Origin of the sequence: Streptomyces sp. NBC_01477 (assembly GCF_036227245.1) — a bacterium.
Taxonomy (GTDB): domain Bacteria; phylum Actinomycetota; class Actinomycetes; order Streptomycetales; family Streptomycetaceae; genus Actinacidiphila.
Genome location: NZ_CP109445.1, coordinates 4,602,017 through 4,616,980 on the forward strand (window position 1 = coordinate 4,602,017; position 14,964 = coordinate 4,616,980).

Annotated in this window: 17 protein-coding genes and 2 pseudogenes; 12 read left to right on the forward strand and 7 right to left on the reverse strand. The window is 71.7% G+C overall.

Annotated features, from left to right (window positions below):
- The first annotated feature begins 10 nt into the window (after window positions 1-10).
- From cydB to OHA86_RS19310, 5 genes are all read left to right on the forward strand, one after another.
- Window positions 11-1,042 (forward strand): cytochrome d ubiquinol oxidase subunit II, encoded by a 1,032-nt coding sequence (gene cydB / locus OHA86_RS19290; RefSeq protein ID WP_329177018.1) that lies wholly within the window; start codon window positions 11-13, stop codon window positions 1,040-1,042.
- Window positions 1,043-1,076: 34 nt separating this feature from the next.
- Window positions 1,077-4,808, forward strand: a complete 3,732-nt coding sequence (cydD, locus tag OHA86_RS19295) for a thiol reductant ABC exporter subunit CydD (protein ID WP_329177019.1) — start codon at window positions 1,077-1,079, stop codon at window positions 4,806-4,808.
- Window positions 4,809-4,951: 143 nt separating this feature from the next.
- Entirely contained in the window at window positions 4,952-5,242 is a 291-nt protein-coding gene (locus tag OHA86_RS19300; RefSeq protein ID WP_329177021.1) for a hypothetical protein, read from the forward strand.
- A 133-nt stretch (window positions 5,243-5,375) separates the two neighbouring features.
- Complete coding sequence (locus OHA86_RS19305; RefSeq protein ID WP_329177022.1) at window positions 5,376-5,837, forward strand: DUF6344 domain-containing protein; 462 nt, start codon at window positions 5,376-5,378, stop codon at window positions 5,835-5,837.
- Between the two features lie 541 nt (window positions 5,838-6,378).
- On the forward strand, window positions 6,379-7,281 hold the full coding sequence (locus tag OHA86_RS19310; protein ID WP_329177024.1) for an HAD family hydrolase: 903 nt from the start codon (window positions 6,379-6,381) through the stop codon (window positions 7,279-7,281).
- Window positions 7,282-7,342: 61 nt separating this feature from the next.
- Here OHA86_RS19310 and OHA86_RS19315 read toward each other — a convergent pair whose 3' ends face one another.
- The 4 genes from OHA86_RS19315 to OHA86_RS19330 all read right to left on the reverse strand — a co-directional run bounded on the left by OHA86_RS19315 (window position 7,343) and on the right by OHA86_RS19330 (window position 10,672).
- Window positions 7,343-8,128 (reverse strand): VOC family protein, encoded by a 786-nt coding sequence (locus OHA86_RS19315; RefSeq protein ID WP_329177026.1) that lies wholly within the window; start codon window positions 8,126-8,128, stop codon window positions 7,343-7,345.
- Window positions 8,129-8,332: 204 nt separating this feature from the next.
- The gene (locus OHA86_RS19320; protein ID WP_329177027.1) at window positions 8,333-9,151 is read right to left on the reverse strand and encodes an NAD(P)H-binding protein; all 819 of its coding nucleotides are present in this window, start codon (window positions 9,149-9,151) and stop codon (window positions 8,333-8,335) included.
- Between the two features lie 84 nt (window positions 9,152-9,235).
- Window positions 9,236-10,135, reverse strand: a complete 900-nt coding sequence (locus OHA86_RS19325; protein ID WP_329177028.1) for an LLM class flavin-dependent oxidoreductase — start codon at window positions 10,133-10,135, stop codon at window positions 9,236-9,238.
- 24 nt (window positions 10,136-10,159) lie between these two features.
- Window positions 10,160-10,672, reverse strand: a complete 513-nt coding sequence (locus tag OHA86_RS19330; protein ID WP_329177030.1) for a hypothetical protein — start codon at window positions 10,670-10,672, stop codon at window positions 10,160-10,162.
- 94 nt (window positions 10,673-10,766) lie between these two features.
- Between OHA86_RS19330 and OHA86_RS19335 the strand changes: the two genes are divergently transcribed.
- Window positions 10,767-11,048: a hypothetical protein gene (locus tag OHA86_RS19335; protein ID WP_327289981.1), complete on the forward strand. Its 282-nt coding sequence runs from the start codon at window positions 10,767-10,769 to the stop codon at window positions 11,046-11,048.
- On the forward strand, window positions 11,045-11,437 hold the full coding sequence (locus tag OHA86_RS19340) for a type II toxin-antitoxin system VapC family toxin (RefSeq protein ID WP_329177033.1): 393 nt from the start codon (window positions 11,045-11,047) through the stop codon (window positions 11,435-11,437). The genes OHA86_RS19335 and OHA86_RS19340 overlap by 4 nt, the downstream gene beginning before the upstream one ends.
- Window positions 11,438-11,485: 48 nt before the next feature.
- Here the strand turns inward: OHA86_RS19340 and OHA86_RS19345 are convergent.
- Window positions 11,486-11,725 (reverse strand): annotated as a pseudogene (locus OHA86_RS19345) (LLM class flavin-dependent oxidoreductase); the annotation flags it as partial.
- Window positions 11,726-12,078: 353 nt separating this feature from the next.
- Between OHA86_RS19345 and OHA86_RS19350 the strand changes: the two are divergent.
- The 5 genes from OHA86_RS19350 (at window position 12,079) to OHA86_RS19370 (ending at window position 14,312) form a co-directional block, all read left to right on the forward strand.
- Window positions 12,079-12,375, forward strand: coding sequence for a hypothetical protein (locus OHA86_RS19350; protein WP_329177035.1), 297 nt, complete (start codon window positions 12,079-12,081; stop codon window positions 12,373-12,375).
- A 175-nt stretch (window positions 12,376-12,550) separates the two neighbouring features.
- On the forward strand, window positions 12,551-12,967 hold the full coding sequence (locus OHA86_RS19355) for a hypothetical protein (protein ID WP_329182472.1): 417 nt from the start codon (window positions 12,551-12,553) through the stop codon (window positions 12,965-12,967).
- Between the two features lie 99 nt (window positions 12,968-13,066).
- Window positions 13,067-13,597, forward strand: coding sequence for a pyridoxamine 5'-phosphate oxidase family protein (locus OHA86_RS19360; RefSeq protein ID WP_329177037.1), 531 nt, complete (start codon window positions 13,067-13,069; stop codon window positions 13,595-13,597).
- Window positions 13,598-13,665: 68 nt separating this feature from the next.
- A complete protein-coding gene (locus OHA86_RS19365; protein WP_329177039.1) occupies window positions 13,666-13,914 on the forward strand; it encodes a hypothetical protein in 249 nt (82 codons plus the stop codon).
- Entirely contained in the window at window positions 13,911-14,312 is a 402-nt protein-coding gene (locus OHA86_RS19370; RefSeq protein WP_329177041.1) for a PIN domain-containing protein, read from the forward strand. The genes OHA86_RS19365 and OHA86_RS19370 overlap by 4 nt, the downstream gene beginning before the upstream one ends.
- Window positions 14,313-14,358: 46 nt before the next feature.
- On the opposite strand, the pseudogene OHA86_RS19375 reads toward OHA86_RS19370, so the two are convergent.
- Together OHA86_RS19375 and OHA86_RS19380 are read right to left on the reverse strand one after the other, a co-directional pair.
- Window positions 14,359-14,577: pseudogene (locus OHA86_RS19375) on the reverse strand (LLM class flavin-dependent oxidoreductase); the annotation flags it as partial.
- A gap of 179 nt (window positions 14,578-14,756) precedes the next feature.
- Entirely contained in the window at window positions 14,757-14,951 is a 195-nt protein-coding gene (locus OHA86_RS19380) for a hypothetical protein (RefSeq protein ID WP_329177043.1), read from the reverse strand.
- Between the last annotated feature and the right edge of the window lie 13 nt (window positions 14,952-14,964).

The following is a 14,964-nucleotide window of genomic DNA, read 5'->3' on the forward strand; positions in this document are numbered from 1 at the left end:
AGGAGAGATCATGCATCTGCACGACGTCTGGTTCGTCCTGATAGCCGTTCTGTGGACCGGGTACTTCTTCCTGGAGGGCTTCGACTTCGGGATCGGCGTCCTGACCAAGCTGCTGGCCCGTGACCGTACCGAGCGGCGCGTGCTGATCAACACGATCGGCCCGGTCTGGGACGGCAACGAGGTCTGGCTGCTCACCGCGGGAGGAGCGACCTTCGCCGCCTTCCCCGACTGGTACGCCACCCTCTTCTCCGGCTTCTACCTGCCGCTGCTGGTGATCCTGGTCTGCCTGATCGTGCGCGGGGTCGCCTTCGAATACCGCGCCAAGCGGGACGACGAGCGCTGGCAGCGCAACTGGGAGCACGCGATCTTCTGGACCTCGCTGCTGCCGGCGTTCCTGTGGGGGGTCGCCTTCGCCAACATCGTGCACGGCGTGAAGATCGACGCCCACAAGGAATACGTCGGCGGCTTCTGGGACCTGCTGCACGGCTACGCCCTGCTCGGCGGTCTGGTGACGCTGGCGCTGTTCACCTTCCACGGTGCCGTCTTCGCCTCGCTCAAGACGGTCGGCCCGATACGGGAGCGGGCGCGGGCGTTCGCCACCAGGATCGGCGCGGTCGCGGCGGTGCTGGCGCTGGCCTTCCTGATCTGGACGCAGGCGGACAGCGGCAACGGCCGCAGCCTGGTGGCACTGATCGTGGCCGCCGTCGCCCTCGCGCTCGCGCTGGGTGCGAACATCGCGGGGCGGGAGGGCTGGTCGTTCGCCTTCTCCGGGGTGACGATCGCGGCGACGGTCGCCCTGTTCTTCCTGAGCCTCTTCCCCGACGTCATGCCGTCCTCGCTCGACAGCGCCTGGAGCCTGACGGTCAGCAACGCCTCGGCGACCCCGTACACGCTGCGGATCATGACCTGGTGCGCTGCGGTCGCCACTCCGCTGGTGCTGCTCTACCAGGGGTGGACCTACTGGGTCTTCCGCAAGCGGATCGGCACCCAGCACATCGCCGCAGGTCAGCCGACGGGTCGGCCCGCTGAAGGCGCGCACTGATGTTTCACGTGAAACACGGTCGGCGCGGAAGGGGATGTTCCACGTGAAACCCGTCGATCCGCGACTGCTGCGGTATGCGCGCACCACCCGGGTCTTCCTGGCCGGCACGGTCGGGCTGGGCCTGCTGGGCGCGGGGCTGATCGTCGCGCAGGCGACGCTGATCGCCGATCTGGTCGTCGGCGGCTTCCAGCACGGCGACGGCGCCGGGCAGCTGGGCGGCGATCTGCTGTGGCTGGCGGCCGTCTCGGTGGGCCGGGCGCTGGTGGCCTGGCTGACCGAACTGTGCGCGCACCGGGCCGGCGCGGCGGTCACCTCGCAACTGCGCAACCGGCTGCTGGTACGGGCGACCGCGCTCGGCCCCGGCTGGCTGACCGGCCGCCGCAGCGGCGAACTCACCACCCTCGCCACCCGCGGCATCGACGCGCTGGACGACTACTTCGCGCGCTACCTGCCGCAGTTGGGGCTCGCCGCGGTCGTCCCTGCGGTCGTGCTGGCCCGCATCCTTTTCGCCGACTGGATCTCGGCGCTCACCATCGTGCTCACCCTCCCGCTGATCCCGCTGTTCATGGTGCTGGTCGGCTGGGCGACCCGGGACCGGATGGACCGGCAGTGGCAACTGCTGGGCAGGCTGTCCGGGCACTTCCTCGACGTGGTCGCCGGGCTGCCGACGCTCAAGGTCTTCGGGCGGGCGAAGGCCCAGGCCGACAACATCCGCGCCATCACCGGCGACTACCGCCGGGCCACCCTGAAGACGCTGCGGGTCGCCTTCCTGTCGTCCTTCGTGCTGGAACTGCTCGCCACCATCTCGGTCGCGCTGGTCGCCGTCGACATCGGCATGCGGCTGGTGCACGGCGAACTGTCGCTGCGGACCGGGCTGCTCGTGCTCGTCCTGGCCCCCGAGGCGTATCTGCCGCTGCGGCAGGTCGGGGCGCAATATCACGCGGCGGCCGAAGGGCTGGCCGCCGCGGAGCAGGTCTTCGAGGTGCTGGAGACCGAGCCGGCCACCGTGCCCGGCAGCCTCCCCGCGCCCGATCTGCGGACCGCCACCGTCCGGGTCGAGGGCCTCGCGGTACGCAGCGAGGGCGCCCTGGCGCCGACCTCCTTCACCCTCGCGCCCGGGGAGACGCTGGCCGTGACCGGGCCGAGCGGGATCGGCAAGTCCACACTCCTCAGCGCCCTGCTCGGCTTCGCCCCCGCCGCGCAGGGCCGCGTCCTCGTCGACGGGACCGACCTCGGCGCAATCGATCCGGCGTCCTGGCACCGGCAGATCGCCTGGGTGCCCCAGCACCCGCACCTCTTCCCCGGCACGATCGCGGACAACGTCCGGCTGGTCCGCCCCGACGCCGCCGACGCCGACCTGCACGCCGCTCTCGCCGCCGCGGGTGCGCTGCGCTTCGCCGCCCCCGATGAGGTCATCGGCGAGGACGGCGCCGGGCTGTCGGCGGGCCAGCGGCAGCGCATCGCGCTGGCCCGCGCCTTCCTCGCCGACCGGCCGCTGCTGCTGCTCGACGAGCCGACCGCCAATCTCGACGGCGACACCGAAGGGGCGCTGATCGCGACCCTGCGGGAGTTGGCCAGGGGCCGCACGACGATCCTGGTCGCGCACCGCCCCGCGCTTCTGCCGCTGGCCGACCGGGTGCTGGCGCTGACGCCCGCGGCGGGCGGGGCGTCGGCTGTACGGGACGGCTCGCCCGCAGCGGGCGGGGCCGAGCTGCCGGCGGCGCGGCAGGCTGCCCCGGCCGGGCAGGTGTCGGCGCCCGTCACGGCGCCGGACGCGGGCGCCGGCCCTGCGGGTGCGGGTGCCGCCGGCGGGAGTACGGGGCCGCTGGCCGGCGGCGTCTCCGGCGGGGGTGCCGGGTCCGGGGCTGTCGGTGTTTCGGGTCGTAGTGCGGAGCCGCTGGCCGGCGTCTCCGGCGGGGGTGCCGGGCCTGCGGGCGTCGGCGAACCCGGCCGGGGGGCCGGGGCTGGTGAGGGGCAGCCGGCTCGGGCGGGGGCCGCCGGGGTGCGGGGTCTGCCGGCGATCGGGCGGGTACGCGGCTTCCGCGGGCGGTTCGCCGCGGCCTGCGGGCTGGGCGCGCTGGCGCTGCTGTCCGCGGTCGGGCTGATGGCGACCTCGGGGTGGCTGATCAGCCGGGCCTCGCAGCAGCCGCCCGTGCTCTATCTGATGGTGGCGGTCACCGCGACCCGGGCCTTCGGTATCGGGCGGGCGGTCTTCCGCTACGGGGAGCGCCTGGTCGCGCACGACGCGGTCTTCCGGGCGCTGGCCGGTGTCCGGGTCGCGGTCTACCGGCGGCTGGAGCGCCTGGCGCCCGCGGGCCTGCGTGAACGGCAGCGCGGCGACCTGCTCTCCCGGCTGGTCGCGGACGTGGACGCGGTCCAGGACCACTACCTGCGGTGGCTGCAGCCCGCGCTCACCGCCGGCCTGGTGGTGCTGGTGTCGGCGGCGTTCGCCGGATGGCTGCTGCCCGCCGCGGGCATCGTCCTCGGGGCGGGACTGCTCGTGGCCGGCGTCGCCGTGCCGCTGCTGGCCGCGGCCGTCGCGCGCCGCACCGAGGCACGGCTGGCCCCGGCGCGCGGCGAGCTGTCCGCCAGGGTGCTGGCCCTCTTCACCGGCACCGCCGAGCTGACGGTCGCCGGTGCGCTGGACCGGCGGCGGCAGGAAGCCGCGGACGCCGACCGTACGCTCACCGCGGTCGCCGCCAGGTCCGCCGCGGTCACCGCGCTGGGCGCCGGACTGACCACCCTGGTCGGCGGCCTGACGGTGACGGCGTGCGGCTACGTCGGGGTGCGGGCGGTGGCCGCGCACGACCTGCCGGGGGTGGCGCTCGCGGTGCTGCTGCTGGCACCGCTCGCCGCTTTCGAGGCCGTCAACGGCCTGCCGCTCGCCGCCCAGCAGCGGCAGCGCAGCCGCCGGGCCGCCGAACGGGTGAGCGACGTGCTCGACGCGCCGCTTCCGGTGCGCGAGCCCGAACATCCGGCGGCGCCGCCCGCCTCGCCCTTCCCCCTGGTGGTGAGCGAACTGACCGCCCGCCACCCGGGCCGTACGTCCGCCGCGCTCGACGGCGTTGGCCTGACCCTCACCGAGGGTCGCCGGATCGCGGTCGTCGGCGCGTCGGGCGCCGGCAAGACGACACTGGCGCACGTACTGCTGCGGTTCCTGGACGCCGAGTCCGGGACGTACACCCTGGGCGGGCGGCCCGCGGACGAGTGCGACGGCGACGACGTACGCCGGCTGGTCGGCCTGTGCGCGCAGGACGCACATGTCTTCGACAGCACCGTCCGGGAGAACCTGCGGCTCGCCCGCCCCGGCGCCACCGACGACGACCTGCGCACGGCACTGGCCGCCGCCCGTCTCGACCTCGGCCTCGACGCGGCCGTCGGCGAGCACGGCGCCCGGCTGTCCGGCGGCATGCGGCAGCGGCTCGCGCTGGCCCGCGCGCTGCTGGCCGGCTTCCCGGTCCTGATTCTGGACGAGCCCGCCGAACACCTCGACATCGCCACCGCCGACGCCCTGACCGCCGACCTTCTCGCCGCCACGCGCGACCACGGCCGTACGACGCTGCTGATCACGCACCGGCTGGCCGGGCTCGCGGGCGACGCCGTGGACGAGATCGTCGTGCTCGACGCGGGCCGGGTCGTCCAGCGCGGCACATACCGCGAACTCGCCGCCGCGGACGGCCCCTTCCGCCGCACCCTGGAACGCGAACAGGCCGCCGACGCCTTCGCCCGGCCCGGGACCGCGCCGAGGGTGCCCGCCGCGGTCTGATGCTCCGGGAAGGCGGGGCAGCGGCCCCGGTTGCGTGCGCGCCGGGGCGGGAGGACGTTGGAAGGAGGGGCGCGACCGGGGTTTCCCTTGCGTGCGCAGGGCGCAGAGCGCCGGCCGCGCGCCGCCGAATGGAGGAGACCCCCATGCGCATGCTGCTCAGCGCGAGGATGGACACCGAGACCGCGAACCAGTCGGTGACGGACGGCACGATGTCCAAGATGATGCAGGAAATGGTCGAGGATCTACGCCCGGAGTCCGCTTACTTCACCGCCGCCGAAGGCGACCGGTGCTGCTACATGGTCTTCGACATGAAGGACAGCGCGCAGATGCCGCCGGCCCTCGAACCCTTCTTCCACGCCGGTGCGAAAGTCGATCTGCGGCCGGTGATGTCCATGGACGATTTGCAGACCGGTCTGGCCAGTCTGGGCCGCTGACCTGCCCGGATTACGCCGGACGGGTGGCGTTGGTCGGAAAATCCGCGTTCTCGGGGTGCGGTTCCGGACAATCCGTGCTCGTTTCCTCATCATCGGATTAGTCACTTCGACCGATAAGGAAACGAGAGAGGTCATGGCTCCTATCACTCCCCGTATCACCGCGTTCTGGGGCGCTTTCCTGAGCGTGCTCATCAAGTGCGTCGCCGCGCTCGGCTTCGCGACCCCGGCCCGTACGAAGGCCGCCGCGCCCGGGCGGATCGCCGACTCCGCGACCGTACCGGCGCAAGCCGTCGCCGCCCCCGCGAGCGCGGCAGCCGCGCAGAGGGGCGGGTATGCTCCGCCACCGATTCCGGCCGGCCGGGTCCTGCTGCCCGCGCAGCGGTCATCCGAGCGCGGACGTTCGCTGCCGCCGACGATGAAGCAGCGGATCAGGGCCGAGGCACACGGCACGTCGCCCAGCGCCCGCAGTGTCGCCGCGTCGATGGACGGCCTCGGTGACGCCGTCGCCGCGGCAGCGGCCGCTGTGGCCGCCGCCGACCAGCACGACGCCGCGGACCGCACCGCCCGCCGCCGCGAGCGGTCGCTGTGCGGATGACGACCGCGGTGCCCGGCGCGCTCCACGGCACGTGCGGGTCAGCGGACCGGTACGCGTACGGCTCGGCCGGCCACCGCTTCTGCGGACCGGCGGATCAGGGCTCGGACCGAGCGGCGAACCGTTGCTCGTACCTTCCAGCGGACCGGCGCCCGGACCGCGCGGCGGACCAGGACTCGTACCGTCCGGCAGGCGACTGCGTGACCGGAGCTGCGGACCACCGCTTCCGCGGGCCGGCGGACCAGGCCTCATACGGATCTGTGCACCATCGCGCCTGCGGACCGGCTGGCCCGTGCTCGTACGGACCGGCGCACCACCACCCCGCCTGCGGACCCGCGCACCGCTGCTTGCACGGACCTCACCGCCAGTACGGACCAGCGCACCACTCCGGTCGGCGTACGCCTTCGCGTCAGCACGGCGCCTCTTCGCGGCGGCGACGACCGGCCCGGAACGTCACATCGAGGGCGTAGCAACCCCGCCCACCCGGCTCGGCTGAGCGCGGATCCGCACCTTTGTGCGGGACGAGCGCGGCGGATACGGGAGGATGGGTTCTGTGACCTCAGCCATCGGTGCCCCCGGCGGGCCGTCCCGTTCCTCCGGCGCGCACTCGCAGCCCCACGCACACGACGACTTCGCCGTATCCTCGCCGCGGCTGATCGCCACCGACCTGGACGGAACGTTGCTGCGCAACGACCGGTCCGTGTCGCCGCGTACGATCGCCGCGCTGGCCGACGCAGAGGCGGCCGGCATCGAGGTCTTCTTCGTCACCGGGCGCCCGGCCCGGTGGATGGGTGTGGTCGCCGAACACCTCGCAGGACACGGAATGGCGATCCTCGCCAACGGTGCCGCGGTCTACGACCTGCGTGCGCACCGGCTGATCGAGGCCTTTCCGCTGCCCGAGGACGACGCGCTCGCGGTCGCGCACGCGCTGCGTTCCGCGCTGCCCGGCACCAGTTTCGCGGTCGAGCGCGCCGACGCCTTCCGGCGCGAGCCCGGTTACGCCGCTGTCGAGCCCGACGGCGCATCGCGTGCACCCGTCGAGGTGCTGCTCGCCGAGGACCGGGCGCAGCCACTGCTGAAACTGCTGGCCAAGCACCCGACGATCGACCCGGACGAATTCCTGGCGACGGCTCTCGCGGTGGCGGGCAAGCACGGCGAAATCACCCGGTCGAGTCATTACGCGCTGCTGGAGGTCAGTGGTGCGGGGGTCAGCAAGGCCACCACGCTGGCACGGTGCTGCGCGGAGCGCGGGGTGTCGGCGGCCGAGGTCGTCGCTTTCGGCGACATGCCGAACGACCTCGCGATGCTCGGCTGGGCCGGTACGTCCTACGCGGTGGCCAACGCGCACCCCGACGTCCTGGCCGCCACCACCCACCGGACGGTGGCGAACGAGGACGACGGGGTGGCCCGGGTGATCGAGCGGATCGTGGCGGCCCGCCACAACTGAGCGGTCGCCGTACGGCCGGGGCCGTACGGACGCGCTGGCTCAGGCCTGGCTCAGGCCTGGCTCAGGCCTGGCTCTCGGCGGCCACGATGGCGAAGACCGCGCCCTGCGGGTCCTGGACCACGGCCATCCGGCCGACCTTGTCCATGTCGAACGGCGGTGTGATCAGCGACCCGCCCGCCCGGACGACGGCGTCGACGACACTGTCGGTGTCGTCCACCGCGAAGTTGACCAGCCAGTGCGGCGGGGTGCCGTCGGGCAGGTTGTCCATGCTCATGACGCCGCCGATGGTGCGGCCCTTGACCTGGAAGCCGGTGAATTCCGGCATCTCCGGCATCGGGCCCGCGGTCAGGCCGAGCACGGCCGAGTAGAACTCGCCGGCAGCCGTCGGGTCGGGGCTGTGCAGCTGGTTCCAGACCAGGGCGCCGTGCTCGTTGACGATCTCGGCGCCCTTGAAGTCCTTCGGCTGCCACACGCCGAACACCGCGCCGAAGGGGTCGGCGGCGACGAACATCCGCCCCAGCGTCATGACGTCGGAGGCCGGCATGACCACCGTGCCGCCGTTGGCCGTCACCTTGGCCTCGGCCGCGTCCGCGTCGGTCACCGAGAAGTACGTGGTCCACGCGACCGGCGGCGCGGGCTGATCGCCCATCTCCATGGCCTTCATCAGGCCGGCGACCGGCTTGCCCTTCTGCGTACAGACCGAATATCCGCCGAATTCGTCCGGTCCGATCTCGCCCTGCCAGCCGAAGAGATCACGGTAGAAGTCCAGCCCGGCTTGCTGATCGGGCACCATGAGGTCGATCCAGCACGGTGTGCCGGGCTCGTAGGGGCCGGTGACTTCGGGCATCTGGCGCCTCCATGGGTGGTCCGGGGTGCCACGGGGGTCCCGGTACTTGCCGCCACCCCGGCCGGACGACCGGGTGGCCACGCCCCCGATAGACCACCCTCCCCGCCGCCCGGCACTCCCGCGACCCGAACGCGACCCGAAGGCCCCTGGGGGCCGCGCCTCCGCCGTGCCTCGGCGGCGGGCGGCGCACCGCCGGCCGGCGCCCTAGCCGAAGGCGGCGGCATGCCGGGCCGTCCAGCCCGCGAACGTACCCGCCGCCCGGCCCAGCACACGCTGGACGTCGGACGTCACCGCCTGCTCGGCCGGCTGCGGCTCGCCCAGGATGCCGAGGGTGGCGTCCACCACGGGCTCGGGCATGAAGCGCAGCATCTGCTGCCTGGCCTCGGCCCTGCTCTGCTCCACGAAGGCCACCGGCTCGCCCACCGCTTCGCCGATCACCTGTGCCCGCTGCCGCGGCGAGAGCGCGGCGGGCCCGGTGAGTTCGTACGTACGCCCGGCGTGGCCGTCCTCGCGCAGCACGGTGGCGGCGACCTGCGCGACGTCGGCCGGGTCGATCACCGGCAGCGCGATGTCGCCGAACGGCGCGAAGACCGTCCGCCGGGTGCGTACCGGCTCGGCCCAGGCGAGCGCGTTGGACGCGAACCCGCCCGGACGCAGCACCGTCCAGCCCAGGCCCGAGTCCCGTACGGCCGCCTCGAAGCCGGCCGGGTGCGCGTACGCCAGGGGCCGCGTCCCGGCGCCCTGCGACGAGAGCAGCACCACCCGGCGTATGCCGCCGGTCTTGGCCGCGTCCAGCACGGCGTGCGGGTCGTCGCCCGCGACGAGCAGGAAGAGCGTGTCGGCGCCGTCGAAGGCGGGTCGCAGGCTGTCGGGCGCCGCCAGGTCGCCCTGCCGGTGGCGGACGCCGGCGGTGGCCGCGCCCGGGTCCCGGCGTGACACCGCGGTCACCTCTTCGCCCGCCGCGGCGAGCGCGTCCACGACCTGCCGTCCGACGTTTCCGGTCGCTCCGGTCACCACGATCATGATCACTCCCAGGTCCGATGTCCCGTTGACCCGGCGAAGCTAACATCGTGGAGATAGTAGGTACCTAGAGGATAGTAATGGCGCTCACCCCTTGAGCTGCGCCAGGCCTTCCGTCGCGATGCGCTCGAAGACCTCGGGGTCGGTGGCGAAGTCCGAGTCCGGGATCGGGGTGTGCAGCACGATCTCGGTGATGCCCAGCTCGGCGTGCCGCCCCGCGAAGTCCACGAAGGCGCCGACCGACTCCAGCGGGGTGTTCCGGTCGGGCGTGAAGCCGGTGAGCAGGATCTTGTCGAGCTCGCCCGGGTCCCGCCCGGCCGCCGCGCAGGCCTCGCCCAGCCGCTCGATCTGCCCGCGGACCGCCGCCCTCGACTCGGCCGGCGTCCCGCTCTCGAACAGCGCCGGGTCCCCGGTGGTCACCCAGGCCTGCCCGTACCTCGCCGCCAGGCGCAGACCGCGCGGCCCGGTCGCCGCCACCGCGAAGGGCAGCCGCGGCTGCTGCACGCACCCGGGGATGTTCCGCACCTCCTCAGCCGCGTAGTACCTCCCGCGCTCGCTGACCGCGCCCTGCGTCAGCAGCCGGTCGAGCAGCGCGACGAACTCCGCGAACCGGTCCGCCCGCTCCCGCGGCGTCCACGGCTCCTGCCCGAGCGCCGTCGCGTCGAACCCGGTCCCGCCGGCCCCGATCCCCAGCACGAGCCGGCCGCCGGAGATGTCGTCGATCGACATCAGGTCCTTGGCGAGCGTGACCGGATGCCGGAAGTTCGGCGAGGTCACGAGGGTTCCCAACCGGATGCGCTCGGTGACGGCCGCCGCGGCCGTGAGCGTCGGCACGGCCCCGAACCACGGCCCGTCCCTGAACGTCCGCCACGACAGATGGTCGTACGTGTACGCCGCGTGGAACCCCAGTTCCTCCGCCCGCTGCCACACCTCCCGCCCCTGCTCGTGCCAGCGGTAGATCGGAAGAATCACAGTGCTCAGACGCATGAGGACGACGATACGGGCCGCCCGTCAGACCTTCCCGCGCCGCCAACGCTCGAACGGCTCCAGTCGGGCGATGGCGGGGGCGACCGCGCTTACGGCACCTGCGAAATCGTGGGCAAGCCGCACGCACATGCCCAACAGATCACCGGCATCGCAAACCTCGACCTCCGGCTGCGGCACCCAAGAAGCACGCGAGACGCACGTGATGAGCACCCGATCGCCATCGGGGCTGAAGGTCAAGGTGCGCTCAACCCCCTGCGAGTAGAGATCCAGCTCCACCTCCCGGCCGGAACGCAAAGCGTTGATCAGGCGCGGCAACTCCTCCACAAAGGCCGACATATCGTAACCGACGTCGAACGCCCAGTCGTCCCGGCCGAAGCCGCCGATGCGGAAGGCAGCGTCTGTCCCTTCCAGAACACCGCATGCCACCAAGGCCAGGATGTAGTAGTCCTTCTCGTCCTCAAGATGTCCACGTGGCACCGCGCGCACACGCGCGAGGGCCTCCGGCGAAGGGCCGGCGAAGGAAAAGTGGAAAGGCATGGTATTCGCTCCGCACGTGGGGGCCACCCGTGTTGACCGACCCGGCGACAGAGAGTCGCCCGTAGTTCACACACTATGTACTACACTGAGTGCCATGGATACTCCCCGCTCCGGCAAGACCCGGGTCACCAGCGTCTCCCTGCGCGCGGAGACACTGGAGGCGATTCGCTCGCGCGCGGGCAAGCAGGGTGTGTCCTCGTACATCGAGGAAGCCGTGCAGCGTCAGCTCCAGCGTGAGGCTGTGGACGAGTACATCGCGGAGTACGAGGCTGAGCATGGTCCCATCGACCAGGCCGAGGTGGCGGCGCGGGCGGAGAGAATCAGGGCCCACCACGCGGCTCACCGTGGCGAGGCCACGCCGGCGGACGCTGCGTGAGCGGCACGCTCGTTCTGGACAGCGAGGCCCTGTCCAAACTGTCGAGGCGGCACCACGACATGACGGTCTGGCTGGACGTGGCTCGCAGCCTCGACCTGCTGATCGTGACCAGTGCGGCAACCCTGGTCGAGGCGCGCGATCCCAAGGTCGTCCAGGCGGCGTTCGACTTCGCGGTCTCCCTCACCAAGGTGCGACCGATCACGGAAGAGACCGCCCGCGCGGCGAGCAGACTTCTGGTGGCTGAGGGACTTCACGGCCACAAGTACGCCATCGACGCGATGCTGGCTGCCACCGCACATGCGGAACACGGCGATGTGACCGTTCTGACCAGCGACGTGGACGACCTGCGCCGACTGTGCCATCCGCGTATCGCGATCGAGCCGATCTGAGCTCTTCACGTCTGGTGACGGCACGTACGGCGATTCCGCAGGTCAGCCCGTGATGCACGAACGCGGCTTGACCGAGGTCACCAGTGTGCCCAGTCGGATGCGCTCCGTGACGGCCGCTGCAGCGGTCAGCTTCGGCACCGCCCCGAACCACGGCTTGTCCCGGAAGGTCCGCCACGACAGGTGGTCGTAGGTGTAGGCGGCGTGGAAACCCAGTTCCTCGGCTCCCACCCATACCTTGCGCCCCTCGGCCCAGCGGTAGATCGGGAGAATCACGGTGCTCAGACGCAGGCTCATGCCGGGAGCTTACGGTCGCCCGGAGTCGCCGGAGCCGCCCGGCCGTCCTGCACACTGCGTGGCGGGGTGCCGACGTGGCGTGGGGAGGCATGTCCTGTGGCGCCCACGGCCCGGTCGACGCCCACGGCCCCGGTCGATCCGGGCGAGGCGCACGCGTCTCCGCGCGGCTAGTGTGCTGCGGGTGGATCGATCGTCCGATCGACTGAGGAGCTGAGCCGTGCTGACCGCCACGCACCCGCCGTAGGTACCTCTGGAAAGCCCAGAGGGCCCTATGGAGGCTCTCTATGTCCCGAACGGTTCGCACGACTCCCCGGCGACTCCGTGTCCTAGACGGCACTTCGGAGACCATGTCCCTGTACGACCTGCGCTACACGCACGCGGTACTGGCCCGAGCTGCCGACGCGGGCCGGCGCCCCGCCCCCGCAAAGACGCTGCGCCGGATCACTTCCTGGCAGTGGATGGTGCTCAACTGCAGGGACGGCTCGTTCTCGACCGAGATATCTACGGCCGAACGCCGGGCCCGGCTCCAGGGTCGGCTCGAAGCCCAGCGGATCCGCGGACTGCACCGCGCCGGCCACGACATCGACGACGCGGACATCCCTCCGGTCCGCCACCGTCATGACGGTCTCTGGAATGCCTGGTAGAGCGGCCGAGCGAGCAACCGGCCAAGAAGGGTTGTCGGGTTCGCAATCCGGCCTCGCAGGAATGAGGTGAGTGGACGTTCGCCGTCGTCCGTAGGATCACTCCATGCCTGCTGACGAGCGCATGGGTCGTTCCACGTTTTCTGGCCGTATCCAGCCGATCTCAGCTCCTCAGCCGATGCCGCAGCTGCCCCAGCGGATCTGGTCGGACGACGATTGGGATCGGATCCAGCGCGGCTACGTGGCGCGGGACATGGACGAGAAGTGGAACGTCTTCACCGAGGACGAGGTCGTCTTCGTGCATCGAAGCTGGACCGGTATCGGAGTCTTCGCCGCGACCTTCGCGCCCGTTGACGGCGGTGGGCGGCGTATCGCCAGTGCCGTGGTCGAACGTGATTCCGAGCGCTACAGAAACACAGACGACGCCTACGACTGCGTCATGCTCGAGTTGCTGATCAGTGCCATCGTGCTGGGCGAACCTGCGTCCGACCTCCGCGCGAAGCTGGTGGAGTTGACACGCGCGGATCTGCGTTCCGCTGAGGCCCCGGCCGGCCTCATCCAGCACAGCGCCTTGGGGCTGCGCTCGGACTCCTAGTCAGCCGTGGATGGCGGGAGTGCGCGCAGATCGCTTGCCGACCTCGTGGAACTCCTCGACCACCGATGAGTTCGGGCTGCCCGCCCCGTCTACACAGGCATGGACACTACGAACCTCGCGAACCTGTACGAACTGCCAGCCCTCGACTGGTCGTCGGTCACCGCTCGGCTCGATGCCGGATGCGACCAGGCGCCGGGCTCCGGCGGGCCCGACAGGCACACGACGTGGCTGACGACCATCGACGCCGACGGCAGCCCGCACGTCACCGCGATCGGATCGCTCTGGATCGACGGCCACTTCTGGTTCGAGACCGGCCGGGCTACCCGCAAGGGCCGCAACCTGGCCCGCGACCCGTGGTGCACCGTCGCCATCGCCACCCGCGAGTTCGACCTTGTGGTCGAGGGCACCGCCGAAGTCGTCACCGACCGCGACACCGTCGGCCGGCTGGCCGCGGTCTGGGCCGAGGGCGGCTGGCCCTGCGAGGTCGATGAGACCGGCACCGCCCTCACGGCGCCGTTCAGCGCGCCGTCCGCCGGGACACCTCCATGGTCGGTCTATCGCGTCACCGCCCGGTCGGCGTACGCCGTCGCCACGATCGAGCCGGGTGGCGCTACCCGCTGGACTTTCTGACACCGGCCCTGCCGCCCCGCCGCAGCGGTTCGCGGACCACTTCGTGCATACTGCGGTATGCTCGCCGTATGGCTGACACGACCCGGATCACGGTCACGCTGCCGACCGAGCAGGTGGCAGAGCTGAAGAAACTCACGGACAACGTCTCCGGCTACGTGGCCGAGGCAGTCGCCCGTCAGATCAGACACCAACTGCTCGGGGCCGACCTGCGGAGCTATGAGGACGAGCACGGATCCCTCGGCGAAGAGGAGCTGGCCGAGGCCCGAGCGCGTATCACGGGAGCGACGCAGACCACGGGCGGCGCGAGCGCCGCGTGAGTCAGCACATCGAATCCGTGGTCCTGGACAGCGAGGGCCTGTCCGCCTGGATCGCTCAGGACCGGAAGGTCCTCGGCCTGCTGAAGGTGTTCCACGAGATGGGCGCGGATCTAATCATCAGCGCGAACACCATCGTGGAGGTCAGCCACTCCCGCGTGGACATGCCGCGGCTCCAGTGGACACTGTCCCGGGTCAAGGTGGAGCCGGTCACTGAGCAGGCCGCCATGGAAGCGGCGCGGCTGCTCAAGGCAGCAGGTCTGCACGGGCACAAGTACGCCATCGACGCGACCGTCGCGGAGGTGGCGCTACGGCAGACCGGACCTGTGGTCCTCCTGGCGTCGGACATCGACGACATGGCCCGACTGTGCGGCAAGCGGATCGGGCTCATCAGCCTCTGAGCCGTAGAATCGCAGGTCAGGCCGTGATGTATGAACATGGCTTGACTGAGGTTACAAGGGTTCCCAGCCGAATGGTCGACGTCACGCCCGCGGCAGCGGTCAGCGTGGGAACCGCCCCGAACCACGGCCCGTCCCGGAACGGCACCCGCCAGGACAGATGGTCGTACGTATAGGCGGTGTCGAAGCCCAGCTCCTCAGCCCGCTCCCACAACTTCCGGCCTTCGGCCCAGCGGTAGATCGGCAGAATCACAGTGCTCAGACGCAGGCTCATGCCTGGGAGCTTACGGCTGGCCGGAGCCACCCGGCCCTCCCGCGTGCCTTGTGGCGGAGCACTTGGCAGGGCGGGCCAGCTACTCGTTGCTGCCCGACGGCCTCTGGGCATGTCGTCGTATCCAGTGGCCTCGGCGGCCGCGAGCCCCTTCCCCCGGGGGCGCCGACCCGCCGCTATCGGCGGGGTATCAGGAGCAGCAACCGAAGGGTCTTGCGTGCGTCGCGGCGGCGGTGCGGGGTGCGGGCGCCCAGCGAGGTGAGTGCAGCGATCGCGATGGTCGTGGCGTGGGCGGCGCCGGTGAGGATGGCGATCAGGGGGATCAGGGACGAGTGCACGGCTGCCTCCGGGTGGTCGTTGGGCGGAGACATCTTTCTCCGGTCC

Coding starts and splice junctions, on each gene's coding strand:
- cydB (WP_329177018.1), top strand. CDS start 11: ATGCATCTGCACGACGTCTGGTTCGTCCTGATAGCCGTTCTGTGGACC.
- cydD (WP_329177019.1), top strand. CDS start 1,077: ATGTTCCACGTGAAACCCGTCGATCCGCGACTGCTGCGGTATGCGCGC.
- OHA86_RS19300 (WP_329177021.1), top strand. CDS start 4,952: ATGCGCATGCTGCTCAGCGCGAGGATGGACACCGAGACCGCGAACCAG.
- OHA86_RS19305 (WP_329177022.1), top strand. CDS start 5,376: ATGGCTCCTATCACTCCCCGTATCACCGCGTTCTGGGGCGCTTTCCTG.
- OHA86_RS19310 (WP_329177024.1), top strand. CDS start 6,379: ATGGGTTCTGTGACCTCAGCCATCGGTGCCCCCGGCGGGCCGTCCCGT.
- OHA86_RS19315 (WP_329177026.1), bottom strand. CDS start 8,128: ATGCCCGAAGTCACCGGCCCCTACGAGCCCGGCACACCGTGCTGGATC.
- OHA86_RS19320 (WP_329177027.1), bottom strand. CDS start 9,151: ATGATCGTGGTGACCGGAGCGACCGGAAACGTCGGACGGCAGGTCGTG.
- OHA86_RS19325 (WP_329177028.1), bottom strand. CDS start 10,135: ATGCGTCTGAGCACTGTGATTCTTCCGATCTACCGCTGGCACGAGCAG.
- OHA86_RS19330 (WP_329177030.1), bottom strand. CDS start 10,672: ATGCCTTTCCACTTTTCCTTCGCCGGCCCTTCGCCGGAGGCCCTCGCG.
- OHA86_RS19335 (WP_327289981.1), top strand. CDS start 10,767: ATGGATACTCCCCGCTCCGGCAAGACCCGGGTCACCAGCGTCTCCCTG.
- OHA86_RS19350 (WP_329177035.1), top strand. CDS start 12,079: ATGTCCCTGTACGACCTGCGCTACACGCACGCGGTACTGGCCCGAGCT.
- OHA86_RS19355 (WP_329182472.1), top strand. CDS start 12,551: ATGCCGCAGCTGCCCCAGCGGATCTGGTCGGACGACGATTGGGATCGG.
- OHA86_RS19360 (WP_329177037.1), top strand. CDS start 13,067: ATGGACACTACGAACCTCGCGAACCTGTACGAACTGCCAGCCCTCGAC.
- OHA86_RS19365 (WP_329177039.1), top strand. CDS start 13,666: ATGGCTGACACGACCCGGATCACGGTCACGCTGCCGACCGAGCAGGTG.
- OHA86_RS19380 (WP_329177043.1), bottom strand. CDS start 14,951: ATGTCTCCGCCCAACGACCACCCGGAGGCAGCCGTGCACTCGTCCCTG.